Raw genomic sequence first — 18,611 nt, 5'->3', positions numbered from 1 at the left:
CGTGCTCCTGCCGACCAGAACCGGTCGTTTGTCGTTGTTATCAAACAAGCTAGCATGGGCTTTTTGGTAGCGCTACCAAAAGGGCAAGCATTCGACTTAGACTTATTGGTAGCGCTACCAGATAATTCCCATCAGAATGGGATAGCAGGAATACAATCTGTACAGCACGAGGACACCTTTCATGGCAAACGAGAAGCCATCACCGCGGGGTAGACGCCGCCATCATGGCGACAACCGAGTCACCATCGACGATGTGGCAAAAGAAGCTGGGGTGGCCCCGATTACGGTGTCTCGAGCTTTGAACACGCCTGATAAGGTGTCGGCCAAACTACGCGAACGTGTCGATCAAGCAGTGACGTCACTGGGCTATGTCCCCAACCTCATCGCCGGAGGTCTCGCATCAGCGGGTACGCGAGTCATACCGGTCGTGGTGCCATCGCTATCCATCCTGACCTTTATCGAAGTAGTACACGGCATCCAGCAGACGCTCGAAGACGCTGGCTATCAAGTGTTATTGGGTTCGACCGATTTCGACTTGGATCGTGAAACTTCACTGATCGATTCGGTGCTGGGCTACTCGCCGTCGGGGGTCATTTTGACAGGTCTAAGGCATAACGATAGCACCGTGCAACGCCTCAAGGCCTGGGGCCGGCCAGTGGTCGAGATCATGGAACTGGGACTGCCTTGCATCGATATGAATGTCGGTGTCGACAACCCTCGAGCGGGGGCCTGTATGGCCCAGCATCTCCTTGACCGTGGCTATCGCCGCATCGCCTTTCTCGGGGTCGGGATGGCGCGTGACTATCGTGCCCGGCAACGTTTCGAAGGACATCGCGAGGTGCTGGCTGCCGCAGGGGTCGAGAGTGACCTTCTGTTTACGAGTGAGGAACCATCCTCTTATGCAGCAGGACGCCGTGTTTTCCTTGAAGCGCTGGCTGCCCGCCCCGACCTCGATGCGCTTCACTTTGCCAACGACAACCTCGCAGCCGGCGCGATCCTCGAGGCAAATCGTCAGGGAATCCGCGTGCCTGAAGACATCGCCATTGGCAGCTATCTGGGCCTGTCTCTCGGCGAACACCTATCGCCTACGCTGACCACCGTGTCGGTGCCACGATTCGAAATGGGAGTCGAGGCGGCGAAGCTACTGCTAGAGCGGCTAGAAGGTCGGTCGCCTTCTCAACCTCGGATCGATATCGGCTATCGCTTGATCACACGCGAAAGCACTTGAGGATCGTCAATAGAGAGATCATGGCATGAAACAACTCTTGGCCGCCTTCTATGGCGATGATTTCACAGGCTCGACGGAAAACTTGGCGCAATTCTGCCGCCATGGGCTTCGGGGCAGGTTATTCTTCACCAGCAGCAACCGAGAGGCGATTCTTGAGATGGCCTCCGAACTGGACGTAGTGGGGTTGGCAGGCACAGCTCGTGGCCTGGCTCCCTCGGCAATGACAGAAGAAGTGGCCCCTGCTCTAGCCTTGTTAGACACCCTAAGTCCCCGCCTCAAGCAGTTTAAGGTTTGCTCGACTTTCGATTCCTCGCCCACGGTCGGCAGCATAGGGCATGTCATGGATCTAGCCCGACGCCGATGGCCGGAATGTGCTCTTCCCATCTTGCCTGCCACGCCGGCTTTTGGTCGGTACACGGCCTTTTCCCATCTGTTTACACGTTATGAAAACGAAATATGCCGTCTGGATCAGAACCCTGCGATGGCATATCACCCATCGACCCCAATGGGCGAAGCCGACCTACGACGTCACCTCATGGCGCAGACCGCCATCCCTCCGGCAGCAGTCACGTTACTGGATTATCAACAGCCTGATGGCGGCTGGCAGTGCTTGGCATCCGCCGTGGAAGAGCAACGCTTCGTGGTTATGGATGCGACACAAGCAGCCGAGATACACCATGCCGCCAAGCTTATTCTTAAGCTTGCCGAGCGACATCCTACCCTTGCAGTAGCGGCGCAGGGTCTGGCCGATGCCCTAGGTGGACTGGTTACGCGCGACATGGAACAACGCGAGCCACTGCCCACGACGTATCCTGGAGTGGATAGGCTACTGGTGCTATCCGGCAGTTGCTCGCCTCAGACCCGTAAGCAACTCGCGCACATGGAAGCGCAAGGCGGCTGCATCGTGGCAATATCACCCATGGAGGCATTGCGTTCCCCCAGTGCACTATCGGAAAGGCTCGCCCAGGAAGTAATGGAGGCCTTCACTCAGAGCCAGACAGTCGGTATCGCAACTACGTTCCAAGACACCGATCTCGTCGACGGGCTGGCTAGTGATCGTTTATCGCTGGCAGTGGGAGAAGCATACGCTCTATTGGCTCAGCACCTTCGGAGAGAAACGGCCATCCCCCGTATCGTCTTCGCCGGCGGTGACACATCCAGCCATGCCATGCGCCGTATCGGCGCTGATGCCTTGGAGTTGGTTGCTTTTGATGAAGCACAGGGCGGTCACCTTTGTCGCCTAATCGCTCCAGGCTCACCGATAGAGGGGTTGGAGGTAGTGCTCAAGGGCGGCCAGATCGGAGGAGAAGACTTCTTCTCGAGGGCACAGCAAGGCACATCACCACGGGTATAATGCGGTAATCGGTCTTAAAGCACTTTAACTCGCCGAGTGAGGCGTTGAGGACGACATGCCAAGCTTGATGCGCGGCGGCGTGTTCCGTAGCTGCTCGCTGATCTTCGGAATCCTGTTGTCGCGAGCAGCAACCCCCGTGCTTCCAACCCGAGCCCATCGACGCTGGCCTGACGACCGACGTACAGTAAGTAGAACGCCACTACGGCCAGTGGCCATCCAGAAAGTCTAAACCACTGCCGGCCCTCGACCATTGGCGTAGAACCATCCCGGTTTTGGCCGTAATCGGCTACCCTTGCGTCCTCGGCTTGCCGCCGATATGGCTTCTTTCGATTTCCAAGGATGGCTCTCTTGTCGACTTCTGCGATGCCCCGTCGGGGCGTTCTGACCCTCGTCGCGCTGCTGCTGGTGGCGCTCAACCTTCGTCCGGCGCTGACCAGCGTGTCGCCGGTGCTCGGCAACATCGGTGAGGCGCTGGCGCTCTCCCCCAGTTGGCAGGGCATCCTGACCACATTGCCGGTGCTGTTTCTGGGTCTGGCGGCGCCGCTGGCACCACGCCTGGTCCGCCGGATCGGCCCTGAACGCAGCGTGTTTGCAGCCCTCGTGGTACTAGCAGTGGCACTGCTCGTGCGGCCCTATATCGGCACGATGGGGCTCTTTCTGGGCACGGCGGTCGCCGGCGGCTGCATCGGGATCATCGGGGTGCTGCTGCCGGGCATCGTCAAGCGGGATTTTCCTCGACGCGTCAGCATCATGACCGGCCTCTACACCGTGGCGCTCAATCTGGGTGCTTCGACTGCCGCGGGCACCACGGAGCCGCTGCGTCAACTGCTGGATGACGTTGCGCAAGGGGCTTCCCTCAGTGCCTGGCAGGGTGCGCTGGCGTTCTGGTTGCTGCCGGCGGTGATCGCCGCGCTGCTGTGGCTGCCGCAGCTCAGGGGCACCAAGCCCACTCGCGTTCCCGCGCGGCGCGGCGCGCGGCTGCGCCACGATTCACTGGCCTGGCAAGTATCGCTGTTCATGGGGCTGCAGTCGTCACTGGCATACATCGTGTTCGGCTGGCTGCCGACGATCCTGCAGGATCGCGGACTGACGGCCGTCACCGCAGGACTGGCGCTATCGGTGTCGATCCTGCTGCAGGTGTCCACCGCGATCCTGGCGCCTTGGATCGGCAGCCGCATGCGCGACCAGCGGACGGTGCTGGCCGTCGTGATGACGCTCACGCTGATCGGGCTGCTGGGCTGTCTCTACGCGCCGATCGGCAGTGTGTGGCTGTGGATCGTGGTGCTGGGGCTGGGGCAGGGCGGCACTTTCAGCATGGCGTTGACGCTGCTGGCCCTGCGCGCGCCGGACGCCACGACCGCCGCCAGCCTCTCGGCGATGGCCCAGGGCATCGGCTACACCCTGGCGGCAGCGGGGCCGCTGCTGGTCGGGGTGCTGCACGACTGGAGCGGCGGCTGGAACGTGGTGGGCGTTCTGGTGAGCGCGATCGCCCTCGGGGCACTGGTCATGGCGCTGGGCGCGGGGCGCAACCGGCAGGTGGCGTCGACCCAGGGGGTGGATTGAAGGGGTCGGGCCGACGGCCGATGACAGCACGCACGAGGTGCCTCACCCCCGCCGCCACCGGAAATAACGCGCCAGCCAGCCGAGCAGGCGCTCGGGCTTGTGGGCGTTCTTCCATACGCCGGCGGTGCCTTTGACGGCTTCCGAGAGGGTCGGATAGGGATGAATCGTGCCGAGCAACTTGTTGAGCCCGATGTTGTGCTTCATGGCCAGCGTCACCTCCGCCAGCCATTCACCGGCATTTTCGCCGACCAGGGTGGCACCGAGGATGCGATCCTTGCCGGGGACGGTGAGGATCTTGACGAAGCCGGTGGTGGCGCGCTCGGCGATGGCCCGATCGCTCTCGGCCATCGCGTAGCGAGTGACCTCGTAGGCGATGCCCTGGGCCCTGGCCTCGCGCTCGTTGAGCCCCACGCGCGCCACTTCGGGTTGCAGGTACGTCACCGCGGGCATGATGCGGTAGTCGACCTTGAAACGCTTGAACTCGCCGAACAGGGCGTTGACGGCGGCATGCCAGGCCTGGTGCGCGGCGGCGTGGGTCAACTGATAAGGGCCGGTGACATCGCCGCAGGCCCAGATGTTGGGCAGCTTGGTCTGTAGCTGCTCATTGACCTCCAGGGTCCCGTTGTCGCGAGTGGCGATCCCCAGTGCTTCCAGTCCGAGCCCTTCGACGTTGGCCTGACGACCGACGCTGACCAGCAGGCGGTCGAAGGGAATGCGCGTCTGGCGACCGTCGGCCGTCTCGACGAGGAGCTGGTTCTCGCCGTTCTCGACCGTCACCGACAGCGCCCGGGTACGAGTCATGATCTCGAGGCCTTCCTCGGCGAGCAGGCCGGTGACGAGCTCGCCGACGTCGTCATCCTCGCGCCCCAGCAGCTGCTCGGCGCCCTCGACCAGCGTGACCTGGCTGCCCAGGCGGGCGAAGCTCTGGCCGAGCTCGCAGCCGATCGCGCCACCGCCCAGCACTACCAGGCGGCGCGGCTGCTCGGTCAGCGTCCACAGGTTCTCGGAAGTCAGCACGTCGACCTGCTCGATGCCGGGAATCGGCGGTACCTTGGGCGTGGCGCCGGTGGCGATGACGATATGCCGAGCCGTCAGCGGCTGGCCGTCGACATCCACCGTCCACGGTGACAGCAGCCGCGCCGTGCCGCGTTTCACCTCGACGCCCAGTCCGGTATAGCGTTCCTCGCTGTCATGGGGCGCCACCTCCTCGATGACTCGCCGCACGTGGCCCATGACCTCGCCGAAGTCGATACGCGGCACTCCTGCGTGCACACCCAGCCGCTCGGCATCGCGCACGTTCTGGGCGGCCCGCGCGGCGCGAATCAGCGCCTTGGAAGGCACGCACCCGGTATTGAGACAGTCGCCCCCCATGGCGTCGCGTTCGACGAGCGCGACCTTCGCCCGCACCGCACTGGCGATGTAGCTGGTCACGAGCCCCGCCGAGCCGCCGCCGATCACCAGGATGTCGTAATCGAAACGCCGGGGCTTGGTATATCCCCGGTAGCGCTTGCGGCGTTGCAGCCCGTCGACGACCCAACGTGCGATCAGCGGGAAGACGCCCAGCAGGGCGAAGGAAAGCAGCAGCGACGGCGACACGACGCCACCCAGCGATTGCAGCTCGCCGAGTTGCTGGCCGGCATTCACGTAGACCAGCGTGCCCGGAATCATGCCGATCTGGCTGGCGACATAGAACACCGAGGTGCGCAGCCGGGTCAGGCCCATGGCCAGATTGACCACGAAGAACGGGAAGATCGGCACCAGGCGCAGGCTGAACAGATACAACGCACCGTCGCGCTCGATGCCGCGGTTGATCGTCTCGATCTGCCGCGCGAAACGACGCTCGATCAGTTCCCGAAACAGGGTCCGCGAGACCAGAAAGGCCAGGGTGGCGCCAATCGTGCTGGCAAAGGAGATGATCAAGAATCCCCAGCCCAGGCCGAACAGGGCGCCCCCCAGCAGCGTCAGGAAGGCGGCGCCGGGCAGCGAGAGCGCGGCGATCAGTACATAGGCGAGGAAGAAGCCGCCGGCGACGAGCCAGGGCGCGTCGGCGAACCATCGATCGAACCGCCCTTGCAGCGACTTGATGGACTCGAGCGTCAGGTAATCGTCGAAGCCACTCGCGAAGAAGGCCACGATCGCCACCAGGACCAGGCCGAGAATCACCACGCGGTAATGTTTCAATCCCTTTCCCCTTCTGCGGGCTGTCATCCGGCCATCATGGCTTGGCGGCACCCTGTCCAAATCGATGCGTCTCCATCATGGCAACAAAACGCGTCGTCCACCACTCGCCCGGACGCGCCTTCATGTCGCGGCGTCCAACATGCGCCAGCGCTCGAGATCGCGCGGGGTGTCGAGGTCCCACACCGTACCGGGGCAGGCCACGCGAAGGCCCAGTTCTCGTGCCCTTGCGTGCGTCTGCGCCGCCACCTCGCTGCCGCCCCAGGCCATGTCCGTGAACAGCCGGGCGGGGAGCCGATGGCCCCCGATCAGTGCATAACCGCCGTCCTCGGCGGGCAGCATCACCAGATCGTGAGCGTTCAGCGCCCGCACGCAGCGCGCCAATAGCGCCGACGTCAACACCGGGCAGTCGCTGCCGATCAGCAACGCCGGGCCGCGCTGGGCGGACAAGGCGGTGTGCATTCGCTGCCCGAGATCCCCCGACGGCTGGGCGTGCAGCGCGATGCCATGTCGCGCCGCCAGCGCTTCGAGCAGCGGATGGCGCGGCGCCAGCCCCGCCCACAGCTGTATCCGTGCGGCGGGAAAGGCCTGGCAGGCCACCTCGAGCGTGCGTTCGAGCAGCGCGACATGCACGTCGCGCGCCTGCTCGGCATCGAGTACCGGCATCAGCCGGGTCTTGACCTTGCCTGGGATCGGCGCCTTGGCGAACACCAGCAGCGTCACCTCGGCGCCGGAGCTCATCGCGTCAGCGGACATCGGTGTACTCCCCCGCCAGGGTCCAGGGCGATACACCGCACCAGTAGCGCAGGCGCAGCCACCACATCGTGACGATGGTGCGTAACGGGCCGTGCTGCTGCCAGCGCCGCGCGGACGTGGTCACCCGCGGGGCGAGACAAGCCGGCGCGGACAGACGACGCAGGCGCCGGCTGATTTCGATGTCTTCCATCAGCGGCTGGTCGGGGAAACCGCCGACGAGCTCGAACGCTTCGCGGGTCATGAAGATCGCCTGGTCACCCGTGGCGATGCCGGTGAGGCGCGAGCGCCGGTTCATGCTCCAGCCGACCAGCCCCGCCAGCACGAATCCGCGCTCGATCTCGACGTCGAAGCGCCCCCAGCATGCCGCCCCCTTCAGTGCTGTGTCGATCAACCGGTCGGCGCGATCTGGCAGGCGCGTATCGGCATGCACGAAGACCAGGCCGTCGCCGCGACTCTCCCGACCACCGTGGTTCATCTGTCGGGCACGGCCGCGCACACTGACCAGCACCCGATCCGCCAGGGGGTGCGCCAGCGCGACGGTGTCGTCGTCGCTGCCGCCGTCGACGACCACGATCTCGACGCCGCGGTCCCTCAACGGCGACAAGGCGGTCAGGCAGGCCTGGATCGTCGCAGCTTCATTCACCACCGGCACGATCACGCTCAACCATGGCGTTGTCAGGCTTTCTTGTGCCATGACCTCGCTCATGCGGACGGTGACACGGCAAATCGATGCTTCAAATGCTCGACGATATCGCTGGACTCATAAAGCCAGGTGGTCGTCCCGCCTTCGTCGATCCGCAGGCACGGCACGGTCTGCTTGCCGCCGCCGGCCACCAGTTGCGCTCTGGCAGCGGGATCCTTGCGGATGTCATGCATCGTGATATCGACACGCAACTTGGTCAGGGCACGCCTGACCTTCCAGCAGAAAGGGCATCCCTCGAAATGGTAGAGGGCCAGCTTGCGTGCTTCGCGATCGGCCTCTTCCTGGGCTTGTGGAGACCGCTCAGGCATGTCTTTATCCCCCAACAACCGCTGTATCATTGTCAGCATGCTGCCATCTCCTCTGGTTCACCCTGGACAATTCGGGGGCGTCGGCGAGCCGGAAAAGCCGACGCCGTAATACCAGGCGGTGCCGTTGCCGCCCGCATTGTCGCCATCGCTCATCAGCGCCACACCGTCGATCTCGCTCACGTCCTCGCCGAACAGCGCCTGGTAATCGGCGCTCACGTCGCGCACTTCCGCCCGCCATTCGCCGACCGCTGACTGCTCCCCCTGAAGAGCCAGCAGCATCGCCCGGTCGGTGAAGGCATTCGGCCAGCGCGCCCCGACGGCCTGATTGGAGGACCATACGTAGTTCACCGATTGCACCTGCCACGGCAGCAGGCCTGTCTTGCGCGCCACGTAGAGTCGGGCGGGATAGTCGTCGCCGGCCCGGGTGCGCTCGTCGAGCCCGGAGTAGCGGGCGTCCACCTTCCAGCACCAGTGCAGGTAAGGGGTCTCGTCCAGGTCGACCTCGCGCTCCAGGTACTTGGCGGACGCCTGACCCTGAGCGCTGGCCTCGAGCACCTCGACGCCGTTGTCGCTGACCACTGCGTAACGCGTCTGTCCCTCGAAGGAACGCGTCTCCCACGCCGCCATGTCCCGGGCGGAAAACGCGATGTCGGCGGCCGAGGCGCCCGTCGAGAGCGTCAAGCCGCCCAGAACCAGCGCCCATCCCACCCAGCGATGCGTCGTCATGCACCTTCCTCCTGATCGGTGAGCCCCATGACGGTGCCTCGTTCGGTCAACCTCAGGATACGCCCGCCGGCCGCCCGGGCGTCGGCTTCGTCGTGGGTCACCATCAACGTCGGGAGGCGATGATCCCGCACACGCGCGAAGACCCAGTGACGGATCTCGTCGCGCCGGGCGGCATCCAGCTTGGAGAACGGCTCGTCGAGCAGGATCGCGCGCGGCTGCGACAACAGCACCCGCAACAGGGCCACTCGCGCCTTCTGCCCGCCGGAGAGCGTCGCCGGATCGCGCCCCGCGAACGCCTCCAGCCCCACCGACGACAGGGCGTCATGAATTCGCGCACGGCGTTGCCGGCGCGTCCCTTCACGCACCATGCCGAAGGCCAGATTGCCCGCCACATCGAGATGCGGAAACAGCAGCGGATCCTGAAAGAGTAGTCCCACATGGCGCTGCTCGGCGGGTAGCGTGTCGATTCGCGTCTCCTCGAGCAGCACGCGCCCTTGCGCCTGGAAAGCCGGGCTCAAAAACCCCGCGATGAACGCCAGCAAGGTGGACTTGCCGACGCCGGAGGGTCCCATGACGGTCAGTACCTCGCCGGGGGCGACCGCCGTGTCCAGGCTCAGCAGACGTTGCTGCCCCTGATGGATGACGATGTCGTCGAGAATCAGTGACGCCATGGCATGAATCCTTTCGTCAGTCGGCACCTGGCAGCAGACCGCGCCGCCGTCGAAACACATAACGCGGCACCAGCATCGCCAGCATGAAGCCCAGCGCCGGCAGCAACAGTTGCAGCAGGGCGTAAATGGCCGTCAGCCGGCGGTCTCCCCCGCTCGCCAGGCTGACCGCCTCGGTGGTCACCGTGACCACGCGCCCGGCGCCCAGCAGCAAGGTCGGCAGATACTGGCCGATGCTCACCGCGAAGCCCACCGCCGCCGCGGTCAGTACCGGTGTCAGCAACAGCGGCAGACGCACGCGCCAGAAGACCCGCCAGGGGCCGGCACCGAGGCTGCTCGCCTGCTGGCTCCAGCGCGGATCCAGGCGTCGATAGCTTTCCGCCAGCGACAGGAAGACGTAGGGCAGCACGAACACCGCGTGACCGATGATGACCGCACCCAGGCCGGGCCGGACGCCCATTTGCGCCTGCATCATGACCAGCCCGAACAGAAACGCCACCGAGGGCACCAGCAACGGCAGGTACAGGATCAGTTGCGCCCAGGGGCGCATCGGCCGACGGCGCTGGGTCTCCGCCTCCAGCGCGCCCAGCACCAGCACCACGGAGACCAGGGTCGCGGCGAGCGCGACGCCGAGCGACTGCCACACCGGGGCGACCAGATCATCGGCCGCGTTCAGCCAGTTGTGCGCGGTCGGCGGCCAGGGCAGGAACGCCGGGAACGGCCAGTATCCAGCCACCGACCACAGCGCCAGTCCCGCCAGCGCGGCCATCATCAGGCCCAGCACGGTGCGCATGGCCAGCCAGGCCATACCGGCCAGCCAGCGATCGCCGCACTGGCGCCGCCCGTCCCGACACCAGCCCCGGCTGGTGCGCGCCACCAATCGCTCCAGCGCCCACCAGATCGACAAGGCAGCCAGCGTCAGCAGCAGCTGCAGCATCGCCCCCGCCGAGGCCATGAAGCGCATCGACAGCGTAGGATCGTTGAGCCAGCCGACCACCGACACCGCAAGCGTGGAAGGCGTCGTGGGGCCCAGGATCATGGCCACGTCCACCGTCGAGGTGGCGAAGGCGATCACCGCGTAGAGGGGCAACCGCAGCAAGGGATAGAGCTCGGGCATGACACCCTTGAGAAAGGCCGTCAGCGGACGATAGCCCAGGCTGCGCGCCACGCGCAGGCGCTCGCCGGCCTGGCACTGCACCAGGGCCGCCAGGCTCATCAGCAGCAGGAAGGGCACCTCCTTGACGACCAGCCCCAGGATCAACGACAGCCCCCAGGCATCGCCGGGAAACGCATAATCCGGCGGGTAGGCCCAGCCGCTCAGCCAGGGCGAGATCCCCCGCGCCACCCATCCCGACGGCGCCAGCAGGAACGCCAGGCCGATCGCTGCCGCCGCGTGGGGCACCGCCAGCAACGGCGACAGCCAGCGCTGGATGCGCCGATACAGCGCCGTATGCAGGAAACTGCCCAGAAACAGCACCACCAGACCCAGCGACAGCGCCGCGCTGACCAGCCCGGTCACCAGGCTTAGCCGTGCCATGTCGACGATCCCCGGCACCTCGAAGAGCTGCCGCCAGGGCGCCAGGGTCAGGCGTTCACCGCCGAGTGCCGGCAGCCAGCCGAACGCCGGTGCCAGCGCCCCAAGCACACCGGCGACCACCGGCACGCTGAGCAGGGCGATGGTCAGCCAGGGCAGGACACCGACGACGAGCCGATAGGCAACGGCCGATGTCATTGCGCGCCGTAACGCTGCCGCCAGGCCTTCTCGAGCGGCTCGATCCAGGAGGGATGGGGTTCGCGCAGCGTCTCGCCCAGGGAGGGCGGCGGCAGGCTCTCGGCGGCCCGGCCATCGCGCGCGAACGCCTCACGCTGCTTGGGGCTCAGGCGCGACATGTCCAGCACCGTGGCATCGCCCCACAACGAGAGATCCTGCTTGCGGGCCTGGGCCTCGGGCGAGAGCAGGAAGTTGGCGACCGTCAAGGCGCCGGCCTTGTGCTGGGCATTGAAGGGAATGGCGACGAAATGCACGTTGCCCAGCGTGCCATCGTCGAGGATGTAGCTGCGCGTGGTCGGTGACAGTTGATAATCGAGGACCGCGGCGGCCGGGGCGGAGGGGGTAAAGGTGAACGCCAGGCTCAACGCTCCGTCGCCCATCAGCTGGAGCATCTGAGGCCCGCCCGCGGGGAAGCTCTCGCCCTCGCGCCACAGAGCGGGATGCAAGCGGTCCAGGTAGGCCCACAGCGGCGCGGTGACGGACTCGAAATCGGCCTCGTCGACCGGTGCATAAAGCGCCTCGCGGTGCTCGGTCAAGGCCAGCAGTGCCTGCTTGAGGAAGGTCGTGCCCAGAAAGGCCGGCGGCTGGGGATAGGTGAAGCGCCCCGGATGCTCCCGGGCCCAGTCGAGCAGTGCGGGAATGCTGCGCGGCGGCGCATCGACACGCGCGCTGTCGTAATAGAAGGTGATCTGCGCACGTCCCCAGGGCGCTTCGTAGCCCTCGACCGGCAGGGTGAAGTCCTCGCGCACCTCGGGGTTCTGCTCGGGCGCGGTCAGCGGGAAGTGGGGCAGCTGCTCGGCCCAGGGGCCATAGAGCAGGTCGTTGTCCTTCATGGCGGCGAAATTCTCGCCATTGAGCCAGATCAGGTCGACCGCGCCCTGCTCGTCGTTACCCGCCGCCTTCTCGGCCAGCACACGGGTCACCGCCTCGCCGGTATCGCCCACCTTGACGTGCTCGAGGTCGATTGCGTAGCGCTTGTCGACCTGCTCGGCCACCCAGTCGATATAGGCGTTGGTACGCGGATCGCCGCCCCAGGCATTCCAGTAGACGGTCTGCCCCCGGGCCGCCTCGGTCACCGATTCCCAGTCGGACAACTCGTATGCCTGCCCCATGGTCGGCAACAGCGACAACGCCGCTACCAGCAAGCCTCGCGAATACGTCATGCCTCTCTCCCTCGATTGATCGCCGACCCGGGCGTGGTGCGGCCACCCACCCATTCCCTGCATCAGGACATACCACAACATCACCACATCGATAAGAATATATCGACCCGAACGTATCACTCTCGACAGGTGGCCGCCGCGCCGTGCAGGCTCCCTGGCACCGGGCCATCCGCGTGTTTCGCGATGCTCGCCCGACCGCTATTCTGCGCCTGTGCTCCCGACAACGCGTGACCACCGTGCCATTTGGCGGGACGAGCCGGAGCGCCCGGCTTTCCTGCGACTCGATCGAGCCCTCGTTCTCCATGACCGCCACCACCGACAAGACACGAAACGCCAAGGCACTCTGCGACGCCGTGCGCGCGCATCTCGCGTCCCGGGGCGAAACCGGCGTCGACCTGCACCCCATGCCCGACACCGGCCTCGCCCACGACCATATCTGGATCCGCCGCCGACACGGCCCGGACTGGGTCGCCCGTCTGCCCAAGCAGAGCCAGATGCAGCTCGGTGTCGAGGACAACCTGGACTTCCAGGCACACTGCTATCGACGCACCAGCGAGAGTGGCCACACACCAACGCTTCACGGGCGACTGCCCATCGACGCGACACTGCCGCGCGGCGGTTTGCTGGTCACCGCCATCCATGGTCGTCCGGCACGGCTTCCCGAGGATCTTCCCGCCATCGCCGAGGCACTCGCCGCCATCCATCGGTTGCCTTTGCCCGCAGCGGCGACGCGCCCGCCACTGGCCAGTGCGGCTTCGCCCTGGCAGGCCATGCGCGAGGAGGTCATGGCGCAGGCACACCATCTCGATACGCTGCCTTCCACATTGCTCGACCGCGAAGCGCGCCGCCACATCGATGCGGCACTCGCCTCGCTGGACGGCAACGACGCTGCGGCCGCCGGCATCGATACCCGGCGTTGCCTGATCAGCTTCGACGCGCATCCCGGCAACTTCTTGATCACGCCCGAGGGGAAGGCCGTGCTGGTGGACCTGGAAAAATGCCGCTACAGCCATCCCGGCTTCGACCTGGCCCACGCCTCGCTGTATACCTCCACGACCTGGGACCCCGCTAGCCACGCGGTACTCGAGCCCGATACCGTGATCCAGTTTTATCGCCAATGGCAGGCACAGATAGGGGCGAACAACCCGCTGGCCGATGAGGTGGCATTGCTCGCCACGCGTCGTGCCATGTGGCTGTGGTCGATCACCTGGTGCGCCAAGTGGTGGCAGCTGCACCGCCGTGAGCGCGACGCGCTCGCCCGGGGCGAGGATTGGTCAACGGCACTGAGCGACCCGCAACTCATCGCCCATGTCGCCGACCGGGTGGCGCATTACCTCTCGACACCGAGCGTGGCGCGCGTCAGCGATGAATTTCGCCATCTTCAGCGGCATTTCGTCGCCGGGGCCGAATGAGCCGCCGGGCCAGAGGACCCACCGAACGCTCAGTAAGCTTCCACCCAGTCGCCCACCGCGACCTCGAAGCATGCAGGCTGCCGCGCGAGCCAGTCGGCCAGCGCGAGGCGATCGTCCCGCGAGGGGGCGACACCCTTGCGCGGCAGGATGAAGACATCCAGGCGCTGCGCGTCGACGCCACCGCCCATGACCAGGCCACGCGTCTCGAGCTCTTCCTCCAGGGCCTTCAGCAGGTGTCCCACGGCGTCCGGCGCCGCGCCCTGCAACCGACATGACAACGCAAACCCGCACACCGGACCGGCCGCCGCCGGCACCACGCTCCCCGTCTCCGTCCCCGCCATAGCGTCTTCTCCACAGGTATCACCGAGTGAGTCCTCAACGATCCCGGGCTCTCGTGCCGACGACCTGCGACACCTCTCGGCGGCAGAGCCCTGTAAACGTCATCGGCAAGCATAAGCAAAATCTTACATTAAGACGAGACGGAGCGATGCGGACGTGCCTCGCGCTTTTCCATCCAGCGCCCCGTGGCGAAGATCGCGATGCCCAGCAGGGCCAGCGAAGTGCCGACCAGGCCGGTGGAAGACCACGCCAGCCCCATCTTGATGGTGACGCCGGCCAGCCAGGCGCCCAGGGCATTGGCCATGTTGAAGGCAGCGTGATTGAGCGAGGCGGCCATGGTCTGGGCATCCTCGGCGACATCCATCAACCGGGTCTGCATCGCCGGGGCGACGGCCATGCTGGTCCCCACCAAGGCGACGAACAACAGCCCCGTCCATACCGTGTTGGCGGCGAAGTAGAAGCCGCCCTGCACGCAGGCAACCCACAGCAGGATGATCGGGATGCCGCGCAGCAGGTTCCAATCGGCGATGCGCGCACCCGCGAAATTGCCGAGGATGGTGCCCATCCCGAAGATCGCCAGCACCAGCGGCCCCAGCGACTCGGCCATGCCCGCCTGCTGGGTCAGCGTGGGCATGACGTAGCTGAAGACCGCGAACATGCCGCCGCATCCGAAGCAGGCCACACCCAGCGTGAACAGGACACGCGGCTTGATCATCGCGGTCATCTCGCGCTTGGGACTGGCCTGGTGGTCGGCGGGCTGATACGGCACCCACAGTCGCACCATCAGCGCCGTCAGCAGCGCAATGCCGCCCACGCCGGCGAAGGCCGCCTGCCAGCCGAGCAGGTTGCCCGTCCAGGTGGCCAGCGGCGCCCCGATCAGGATTGCCACGGTCAGTCCGGTCATCACCCTGGCCACCGCGCGGGCGCGCTGCTCGACGGGCACCGCCGCCGCCGCGACCAGCGCCGCGACCCCGAAGTAGGCCCCGTGGGGCAGGCCGGCGATGAAGCGCAGGCCCACGAAGGTGCCGAAATGCGGCGCCATGATGCTGGCGAAATTGCCGATGGCGAACAGCAGCATCAGCCCGATCAGCAATGCCCGCTTGGGCAGACGCGCCGCCAGTGCGGAAATGATCGGCGCTCCGACGACGACCCCGAGCGCATAGCTGCTGATGGCGTAGCCGACATCGGGCACCGATACCTGAAGGTCCTCGGCGACGCGGCTCATCAGCCCCATGATCACGAATTCGCCGGTGCCGATGCCGAAGCCGCCGAGCGCCAGCGCGAGTTCCGCCAGACGAGGATGCGCGGCCCCGCCGGCATGGCGTGAGCTGTCCGTGGATGTGCTCATGTCGTTTCCCTGTTGTGAAAGCCGAGGTGGTGAATGGTGCATTGTCTCGCACTTAGACTTAAGTCTAAACATGAGCGATGCATCATGGCGCGGCACGTCGACGTCCGCGACGCAGGAGGGCACGCCGCGACACGCATGAACTGGTAGGATCGAGACATCATCGCCCGTGGAGCCATTCGCCATGCCCGAGTTGATTCGCCGTCCCTTCGTGTTTCTGCGCCACGGCCAGAGCACCAGCAACCTGGCGCAGCGCATTGCCGGTCAACGCGACGTGCCGCTCACCGCGCAAGGCGAGCACGAGGCACGCCAGGCGGCGACGCTGCTCGCCACCATCGATTGGCCGCTGATCGTCTCCAGCCCCCTGGCGCGTGCCCGGCGCACCGCCGAACTGGCCACCGGGCGTGCTCCGCACTGTCTGGTCGGCGGTCTCAAGGAACGCGACTGGGGCACCTACGAAGAGCGCCCGATCCCCGAGACGATGCCGTACCTGCTGGCGCCCGACGGCGGGGAACGCTGGGACGATTTCGTCACGCGCATCGTCGCCACCCTCAATGCCCTGCTCCTCGAACACGAAACGCCGCTGGTCGTCGGCCATTCCGGCCTGATCCGAGTGATTCGCTATCTCGACACCGGCACACCGGAAGGGCCGCGCACCGACAATGCCATTCCGCAGTGGGTCGCGCCCCGCGGAGTTCGCAGTTGGGAGATTCGCCCCCTGCAGGAAGAGGACGTGGCCCACTTGCCGCGCGTGACGGCTTCGTCCTGAGCCTGACCGTTCGCCTCAATCGCGCCCGGCGGCGACCGTCCAGGCCAGGGTTTCCCCGGCCTTGAAGGGCTTCAACGTTTCGCCATGGCCTTCGATGCGTTCGGGCATGGTCGTCGGCTGGCGCACGAGCTCGATGTGATCCTCGTTGAGCGGCAGGCCATAGAAGCGCGGCCCGTTCTCCGAGCAGAACGCCGCGAAGTGCTCGAGCGCACCTTCTTCCTCGAATACCTCCGCATAGACCGAGAGCGCGGCCTGGGCGTTGAACACCCCGGCACAGCCGCAACTGGTCTCCTTGGCGGCGACCACGTGCGGTGCCGAGTCGGTGCCCAGAAAGAACCGCGGATGACCGCTGGCGACCGCCGCGCGCAGCGCCCGCTGGTGCTCGGCGCGCTTGAGGATCGGCAGGCAATAAAGGTGCGGGCGAATGCCGCCGACCAGCATGTCGTTGCGATTGTGCGCCAGGTGCTGCGGCGTCAGCGTCGCGGCCAGATTGTCGTTGCCCTCCAGGACGTACTGCGCCGCCTCCGCCGTGGTGATGTGCTCGAACACCACCTTGAGCGCCGGGAAATGCTCGCGCAGCGGTGTCATCACCTCGTCGATGAAGGCTTTTTCGCGATCGAAGATGTCGATCTCGCCACGCGTGACTTCGCCATGCACCAGCAGCGGCATGCCGATGCGCTGCATCACCTCGAGCAACGGGTAGATGTCCTGGATACGCTTGACGCCATGTTGCGAGTTGGTGGTGGCATTGGCCGGGTACAGCTTGGCCGCCGTCAGCAATCCGCTGGCATGCCCCGCCTCCAGCGTCTCGGCGCTGACGCTCTCGTTGAGATAACAGGTCATCAGCGGCGTGAAGTCATGCCCTGCCGGCAACGCCTCGAGGATCCGCGCGCGATACGCCTCGGCGGCATCCAGGGTGGTGACCGGCGGCATCAGGTTGGGCATCACGATGGCGCGTGCGAAGACACGGCTGGTCGCCGGCAGCACCAGGCGCATCACGTCGCCGTCACGCAGGTGAAGGTGCCAGTCGTCGGGGCGACGGATTCGCAGGCGGGTAGGGGACTCGGACATGCGCGGACTCCTGATGACGATAACGGGACGAGAAACTCAGTCGGCCACCGCGGCGGCGCGACGACGTTGCAATGATACCAGCGCCACGCCGGCAAGGAGGGCCACGCCGATGGCGAATCCCACGCCGGTGGCTTGCAGGCCGACGAGGCGTACCACCACGCCGATGCCCACCACGGGAATCGAGATCGCCACATAGACGATGACGAAGAAGGTCGAGGTCACCGCGCCACGCTGGTTCATCGGGCAGGCCGCGGCCACCGCACCCAGCCCGGCACGAAACGCGATCCCCTGCCCCAGACCGACGATCAGCGCCCCCAGCAGGAAGCCCCAGAGTGTCGCCAGGGCCAGGCCGGCGCCGACGACCAGTGCGCCGACGATCACCACGGCACACCCCAGCGGCAATCGCCGGGCGGGCGGCAGGCGGTCCTGCGCCAGCTGTCCCAGGGTCGAGGCGAAGAACACGCAGCCCGCCACCAGGCCGATGGCCAGCAGGTTATCGTGACCCAGCACCTGTGCCATGAAGGCCGGCGCCGTCGCGGTGAAGAACCCCAGGACCGCGAAACCGGCAAAGCCCGCGATCACCGCCGGCATGAAGACACCGCGCACCTCGGCGGGAACCTTCAGGCGCTGAACGCGCAGGCGAATCCGGGGCGGTCGCGTCACGGTCTCCGCCGCCACGGCGACCCCCAGCACGGCTATCACCAGCAGTCCCAGATGCACGGCATAGGCCAGATGCAGCGGCCAGGCCACGTATTCGGCCAGCGCCCCGGCGACCACCGGCCCCAGCCCCAGACCGCCCATGTTGGCGGCGGTGGCCACGAAGGTCGCGGTGCGTTTCCAGGCCACCGGTGCCGACTCGACCACGGCCACCGTGGCGGTGCCGGTGAAGATGCCGGCCGACATGCCCGACAGCACACGCCCGGCCAGCAGCGACGACAATCCCTCGGCCCCCAGGAAGACGAGGTCGCTGAGCGCCGCTGCCGTCAGGCCGGCGAAAAGCAACGGCCGACGTCCCAGCTGATCGGACCAGCGACCGGCCACCAGCAGTGCCGCAATCACGCCCACGGCATAGGCGGCGAAGATCACCGTGATGATGAGCTGGGAAAAGCCGAAGGCGGTTTGATACCCCGGGTACAGCGGTGTCGGCAAGGTCGTCCCCAGCATGGTGACGAGAAAGGCAAAGGCCACCCCGGCAAAGGCGAGTCGGGGGGTCGCATCGGCATGGGACATGCAACAAGTTCCTTATCGTGAAGGCGC

17 protein-coding genes are annotated in these 18,611 nt (G+C 66.1%); 5 read left to right on the top strand and 12 right to left on the bottom strand.

Annotated features, from left to right (window positions below; translation table 11 throughout):
• The first annotated feature begins 181 nt into the window (after positions 1 to 181).
• From ABGX75_RS02650 to ABGX75_RS02640, 3 genes are all read left to right on the top strand, one after another.
• Positions 182 to 1,228, top strand: coding sequence for a LacI family DNA-binding transcriptional regulator (locus ABGX75_RS02650; RefSeq protein WP_011508506.1), 1,047 nt, complete (start codon positions 182 to 184; stop codon positions 1,226 to 1,228).
• A gap of 25 nt (positions 1,229 to 1,253) precedes the next feature.
• The gene (locus ABGX75_RS02645) at positions 1,254 to 2,582 is read left to right on the top strand and encodes a four-carbon acid sugar kinase family protein (RefSeq protein ID WP_347410795.1); all 1,329 of its coding nucleotides are present in this window, start codon (positions 1,254 to 1,256) and stop codon (positions 2,580 to 2,582) included.
• Between the two features lie 348 nt (positions 2,583 to 2,930).
• Positions 2,931 to 4,145 carry an MFS transporter gene (locus tag ABGX75_RS02640; RefSeq protein WP_201771151.1) on the top strand — a complete coding sequence of 405 codons (1,215 nt, stop codon included), beginning with the start codon at positions 2,931 to 2,933 and terminating at the stop codon, positions 4,143 to 4,145.
• 42 nt (positions 4,146 to 4,187) lie between these two features.
• On the opposite strand, the gene ABGX75_RS02635 is transcribed toward ABGX75_RS02640, so the two are convergent.
• The 8 genes from ABGX75_RS02635 to ABGX75_RS02600 all read right to left on the bottom strand — a co-directional run bounded on the left by ABGX75_RS02635 (position 4,188) and on the right by ABGX75_RS02600 (position 12,418).
• Positions 4,188 to 6,326 carry an FAD-dependent oxidoreductase gene (locus ABGX75_RS02635; RefSeq protein WP_347410796.1) on the bottom strand — a complete coding sequence of 713 codons (2,139 nt, stop codon included), beginning with the start codon at positions 6,324 to 6,326 and terminating at the stop codon, positions 4,188 to 4,190.
• A 120-nt stretch (positions 6,327 to 6,446) separates the two neighbouring features.
• Positions 6,447 to 7,079: a TIGR04282 family arsenosugar biosynthesis glycosyltransferase gene (locus tag ABGX75_RS02630; RefSeq protein WP_287124530.1), complete on the bottom strand. Its 633-nt coding sequence runs from the start codon at positions 7,077 to 7,079 to the stop codon at positions 6,447 to 6,449.
• Positions 7,069 to 7,773: a TIGR04283 family arsenosugar biosynthesis glycosyltransferase gene (locus ABGX75_RS02625; protein WP_347410797.1), complete on the bottom strand. Its 705-nt coding sequence runs from the start codon at positions 7,771 to 7,773 to the stop codon at positions 7,069 to 7,071. Before ABGX75_RS02625 ends, ABGX75_RS02630 begins: the two co-directional genes overlap by 11 nt.
• 8 nt (positions 7,774 to 7,781) lie before the next feature.
• The gene (locus tag ABGX75_RS02620; RefSeq protein WP_179152379.1) at positions 7,782 to 8,129 is read right to left on the bottom strand and encodes a glutathione S-transferase N-terminal domain-containing protein; all 348 of its coding nucleotides are present in this window, start codon (positions 8,127 to 8,129) and stop codon (positions 7,782 to 7,784) included.
• An 18-nt stretch (positions 8,130 to 8,147) separates the two neighbouring features.
• Positions 8,148 to 8,816 carry a DUF3047 domain-containing protein gene (locus ABGX75_RS02615; protein WP_347410798.1) on the bottom strand — a complete coding sequence of 223 codons (669 nt, stop codon included), beginning with the start codon at positions 8,814 to 8,816 and terminating at the stop codon, positions 8,148 to 8,150.
• Positions 8,813 to 9,487, bottom strand: a complete 675-nt coding sequence (locus ABGX75_RS02610) for an ATP-binding cassette domain-containing protein (RefSeq protein WP_011508514.1) — start codon at positions 9,485 to 9,487, stop codon at positions 8,813 to 8,815. Before ABGX75_RS02610 ends, ABGX75_RS02615 begins: the two co-directional genes overlap by 4 nt.
• 16 nt (positions 9,488 to 9,503) lie before the next feature.
• Positions 9,504 to 11,216: an ABC transporter permease subunit gene (locus ABGX75_RS02605; protein ID WP_347410799.1), complete on the bottom strand. Its 1,713-nt coding sequence runs from the start codon at positions 11,214 to 11,216 to the stop codon at positions 9,504 to 9,506.
• A complete protein-coding gene (locus tag ABGX75_RS02600) occupies positions 11,213 to 12,418 on the bottom strand; it encodes an ABC transporter substrate-binding protein (protein ID WP_347410800.1) in 1,206 nt (401 codons plus the stop codon). The genes ABGX75_RS02605 and ABGX75_RS02600 overlap by 4 nt, the downstream gene beginning before the upstream one ends.
• Positions 12,419 to 12,720: 302 nt before the next feature.
• Here ABGX75_RS02600 and ABGX75_RS02595 point away from each other — a divergent pair, with 302 nt between their 5' ends.
• Positions 12,721 to 13,830 (top strand): phosphotransferase, encoded by a 1,110-nt coding sequence (locus tag ABGX75_RS02595; protein WP_347410801.1) that lies wholly within the window; start codon positions 12,721 to 12,723, stop codon positions 13,828 to 13,830.
• A 29-nt stretch (positions 13,831 to 13,859) separates the two neighbouring features.
• Here the strand turns inward: ABGX75_RS02595 and ABGX75_RS02590 are convergent, their stop codons facing one another.
• Positions 13,860 to 14,171: a 50S ribosome-binding protein YggL gene (locus tag ABGX75_RS02590; protein WP_011508518.1), complete on the bottom strand. Its 312-nt coding sequence runs from the start codon at positions 14,169 to 14,171 to the stop codon at positions 13,860 to 13,862.
• Positions 14,172 to 14,299: 128 nt separating this feature from the next.
• Positions 14,300 to 15,517 (bottom strand): MFS transporter, encoded by a 1,218-nt coding sequence (locus tag ABGX75_RS02585; protein ID WP_179152383.1) that lies wholly within the window; start codon positions 15,515 to 15,517, stop codon positions 14,300 to 14,302.
• 181 nt (positions 15,518 to 15,698) lie between these two features.
• On the opposite strand from ABGX75_RS02585, the gene ABGX75_RS02580 reads away from it, so the two are divergent.
• Positions 15,699 to 16,283, top strand: a complete 585-nt coding sequence (locus tag ABGX75_RS02580) for a histidine phosphatase family protein (RefSeq protein WP_224113390.1) — start codon at positions 15,699 to 15,701, stop codon at positions 16,281 to 16,283.
• A gap of 15 nt (positions 16,284 to 16,298) precedes the next feature.
• On the opposite strand, the gene pyrC is transcribed toward ABGX75_RS02580, so the two are convergent.
• Positions 16,299 to 17,354 (bottom strand): dihydroorotase, encoded by a 1,056-nt coding sequence (gene pyrC, locus ABGX75_RS02575; protein WP_035414145.1) that lies wholly within the window; start codon positions 17,352 to 17,354, stop codon positions 16,299 to 16,301.
• A gap of 36 nt (positions 17,355 to 17,390) precedes the next feature.
• Complete coding sequence (locus tag ABGX75_RS02570) at positions 17,391 to 18,584, bottom strand: MFS transporter (protein ID WP_347410802.1); 1,194 nt, start codon at positions 18,582 to 18,584, stop codon at positions 17,391 to 17,393.
• Positions 18,585 to 18,611 lie beyond the last annotated feature (27 nt).

The organism is Chromohalobacter sp. (assembly GCF_039830575.1).
In the GTDB taxonomy this organism is placed as follows: Bacteria; Pseudomonadota; Gammaproteobacteria; order Pseudomonadales; family Halomonadaceae; genus Chromohalobacter; species Chromohalobacter israelensis.
The sequence above is the reverse complement of the archived record's forward strand: the minus strand, read 5'-3'. Positions and strand labels throughout refer to the sequence as shown.

Bases quoted from the DNA above. Each gene is read 5' to 3' on its own strand.
- ABGX75_RS02630 (WP_287124530.1), bottom strand. From the start codon at position 7,079: ATGTCCGCTGACGCGATGAGCTCCGGCGCCGAGGTGACGCTGCTGGTG.
- ABGX75_RS02625 (WP_347410797.1), bottom strand. From the start codon at position 7,773: ATGGCACAAGAAAGCCTGACAACGCCATGGTTGAGCGTGATCGTGCCG.
- ABGX75_RS02600 (WP_347410800.1), bottom strand. From the start codon at position 12,418: ATGACGTATTCGCGAGGCTTGCTGGTAGCGGCGTTGTCGCTGTTGCCG.
- ABGX75_RS02650 (WP_011508506.1), top strand. From the start codon at position 182: ATGGCAAACGAGAAGCCATCACCGCGGGGTAGACGCCGCCATCATGGC.
- ABGX75_RS02605 (WP_347410799.1), bottom strand. From the start codon at position 11,216: ATGACATCGGCCGTTGCCTATCGGCTCGTCGTCGGTGTCCTGCCCTGG.
- ABGX75_RS02610 (WP_011508514.1), bottom strand. From the start codon at position 9,487: ATGGCGTCACTGATTCTCGACGACATCGTCATCCATCAGGGGCAGCAA.
- ABGX75_RS02615 (WP_347410798.1), bottom strand. From the start codon at position 8,816: ATGACGACGCATCGCTGGGTGGGATGGGCGCTGGTTCTGGGCGGCTTG.
- ABGX75_RS02620 (WP_179152379.1), bottom strand. From the start codon at position 8,129: ATGCTGACAATGATACAGCGGTTGTTGGGGGATAAAGACATGCCTGAG.
- ABGX75_RS02590 (WP_011508518.1), bottom strand. From the start codon at position 14,171: ATGGCGGGGACGGAGACGGGGAGCGTGGTGCCGGCGGCGGCCGGTCCG.
- ABGX75_RS02580 (WP_224113390.1), top strand. From the start codon at position 15,699: ATGCCCGAGTTGATTCGCCGTCCCTTCGTGTTTCTGCGCCACGGCCAG.
- ABGX75_RS02645 (WP_347410795.1), top strand. From the start codon at position 1,254: ATGAAACAACTCTTGGCCGCCTTCTATGGCGATGATTTCACAGGCTCG.
- pyrC (WP_035414145.1), bottom strand. From the start codon at position 17,354: ATGTCCGAGTCCCCTACCCGCCTGCGAATCCGTCGCCCCGACGACTGG.
- ABGX75_RS02570 (WP_347410802.1), bottom strand. From the start codon at position 18,584: ATGTCCCATGCCGATGCGACCCCCCGACTCGCCTTTGCCGGGGTGGCC.
- ABGX75_RS02585 (WP_179152383.1), bottom strand. From the start codon at position 15,517: ATGAGCACATCCACGGACAGCTCACGCCATGCCGGCGGGGCCGCGCAT.
- ABGX75_RS02595 (WP_347410801.1), top strand. From the start codon at position 12,721: ATGACCGCCACCACCGACAAGACACGAAACGCCAAGGCACTCTGCGAC.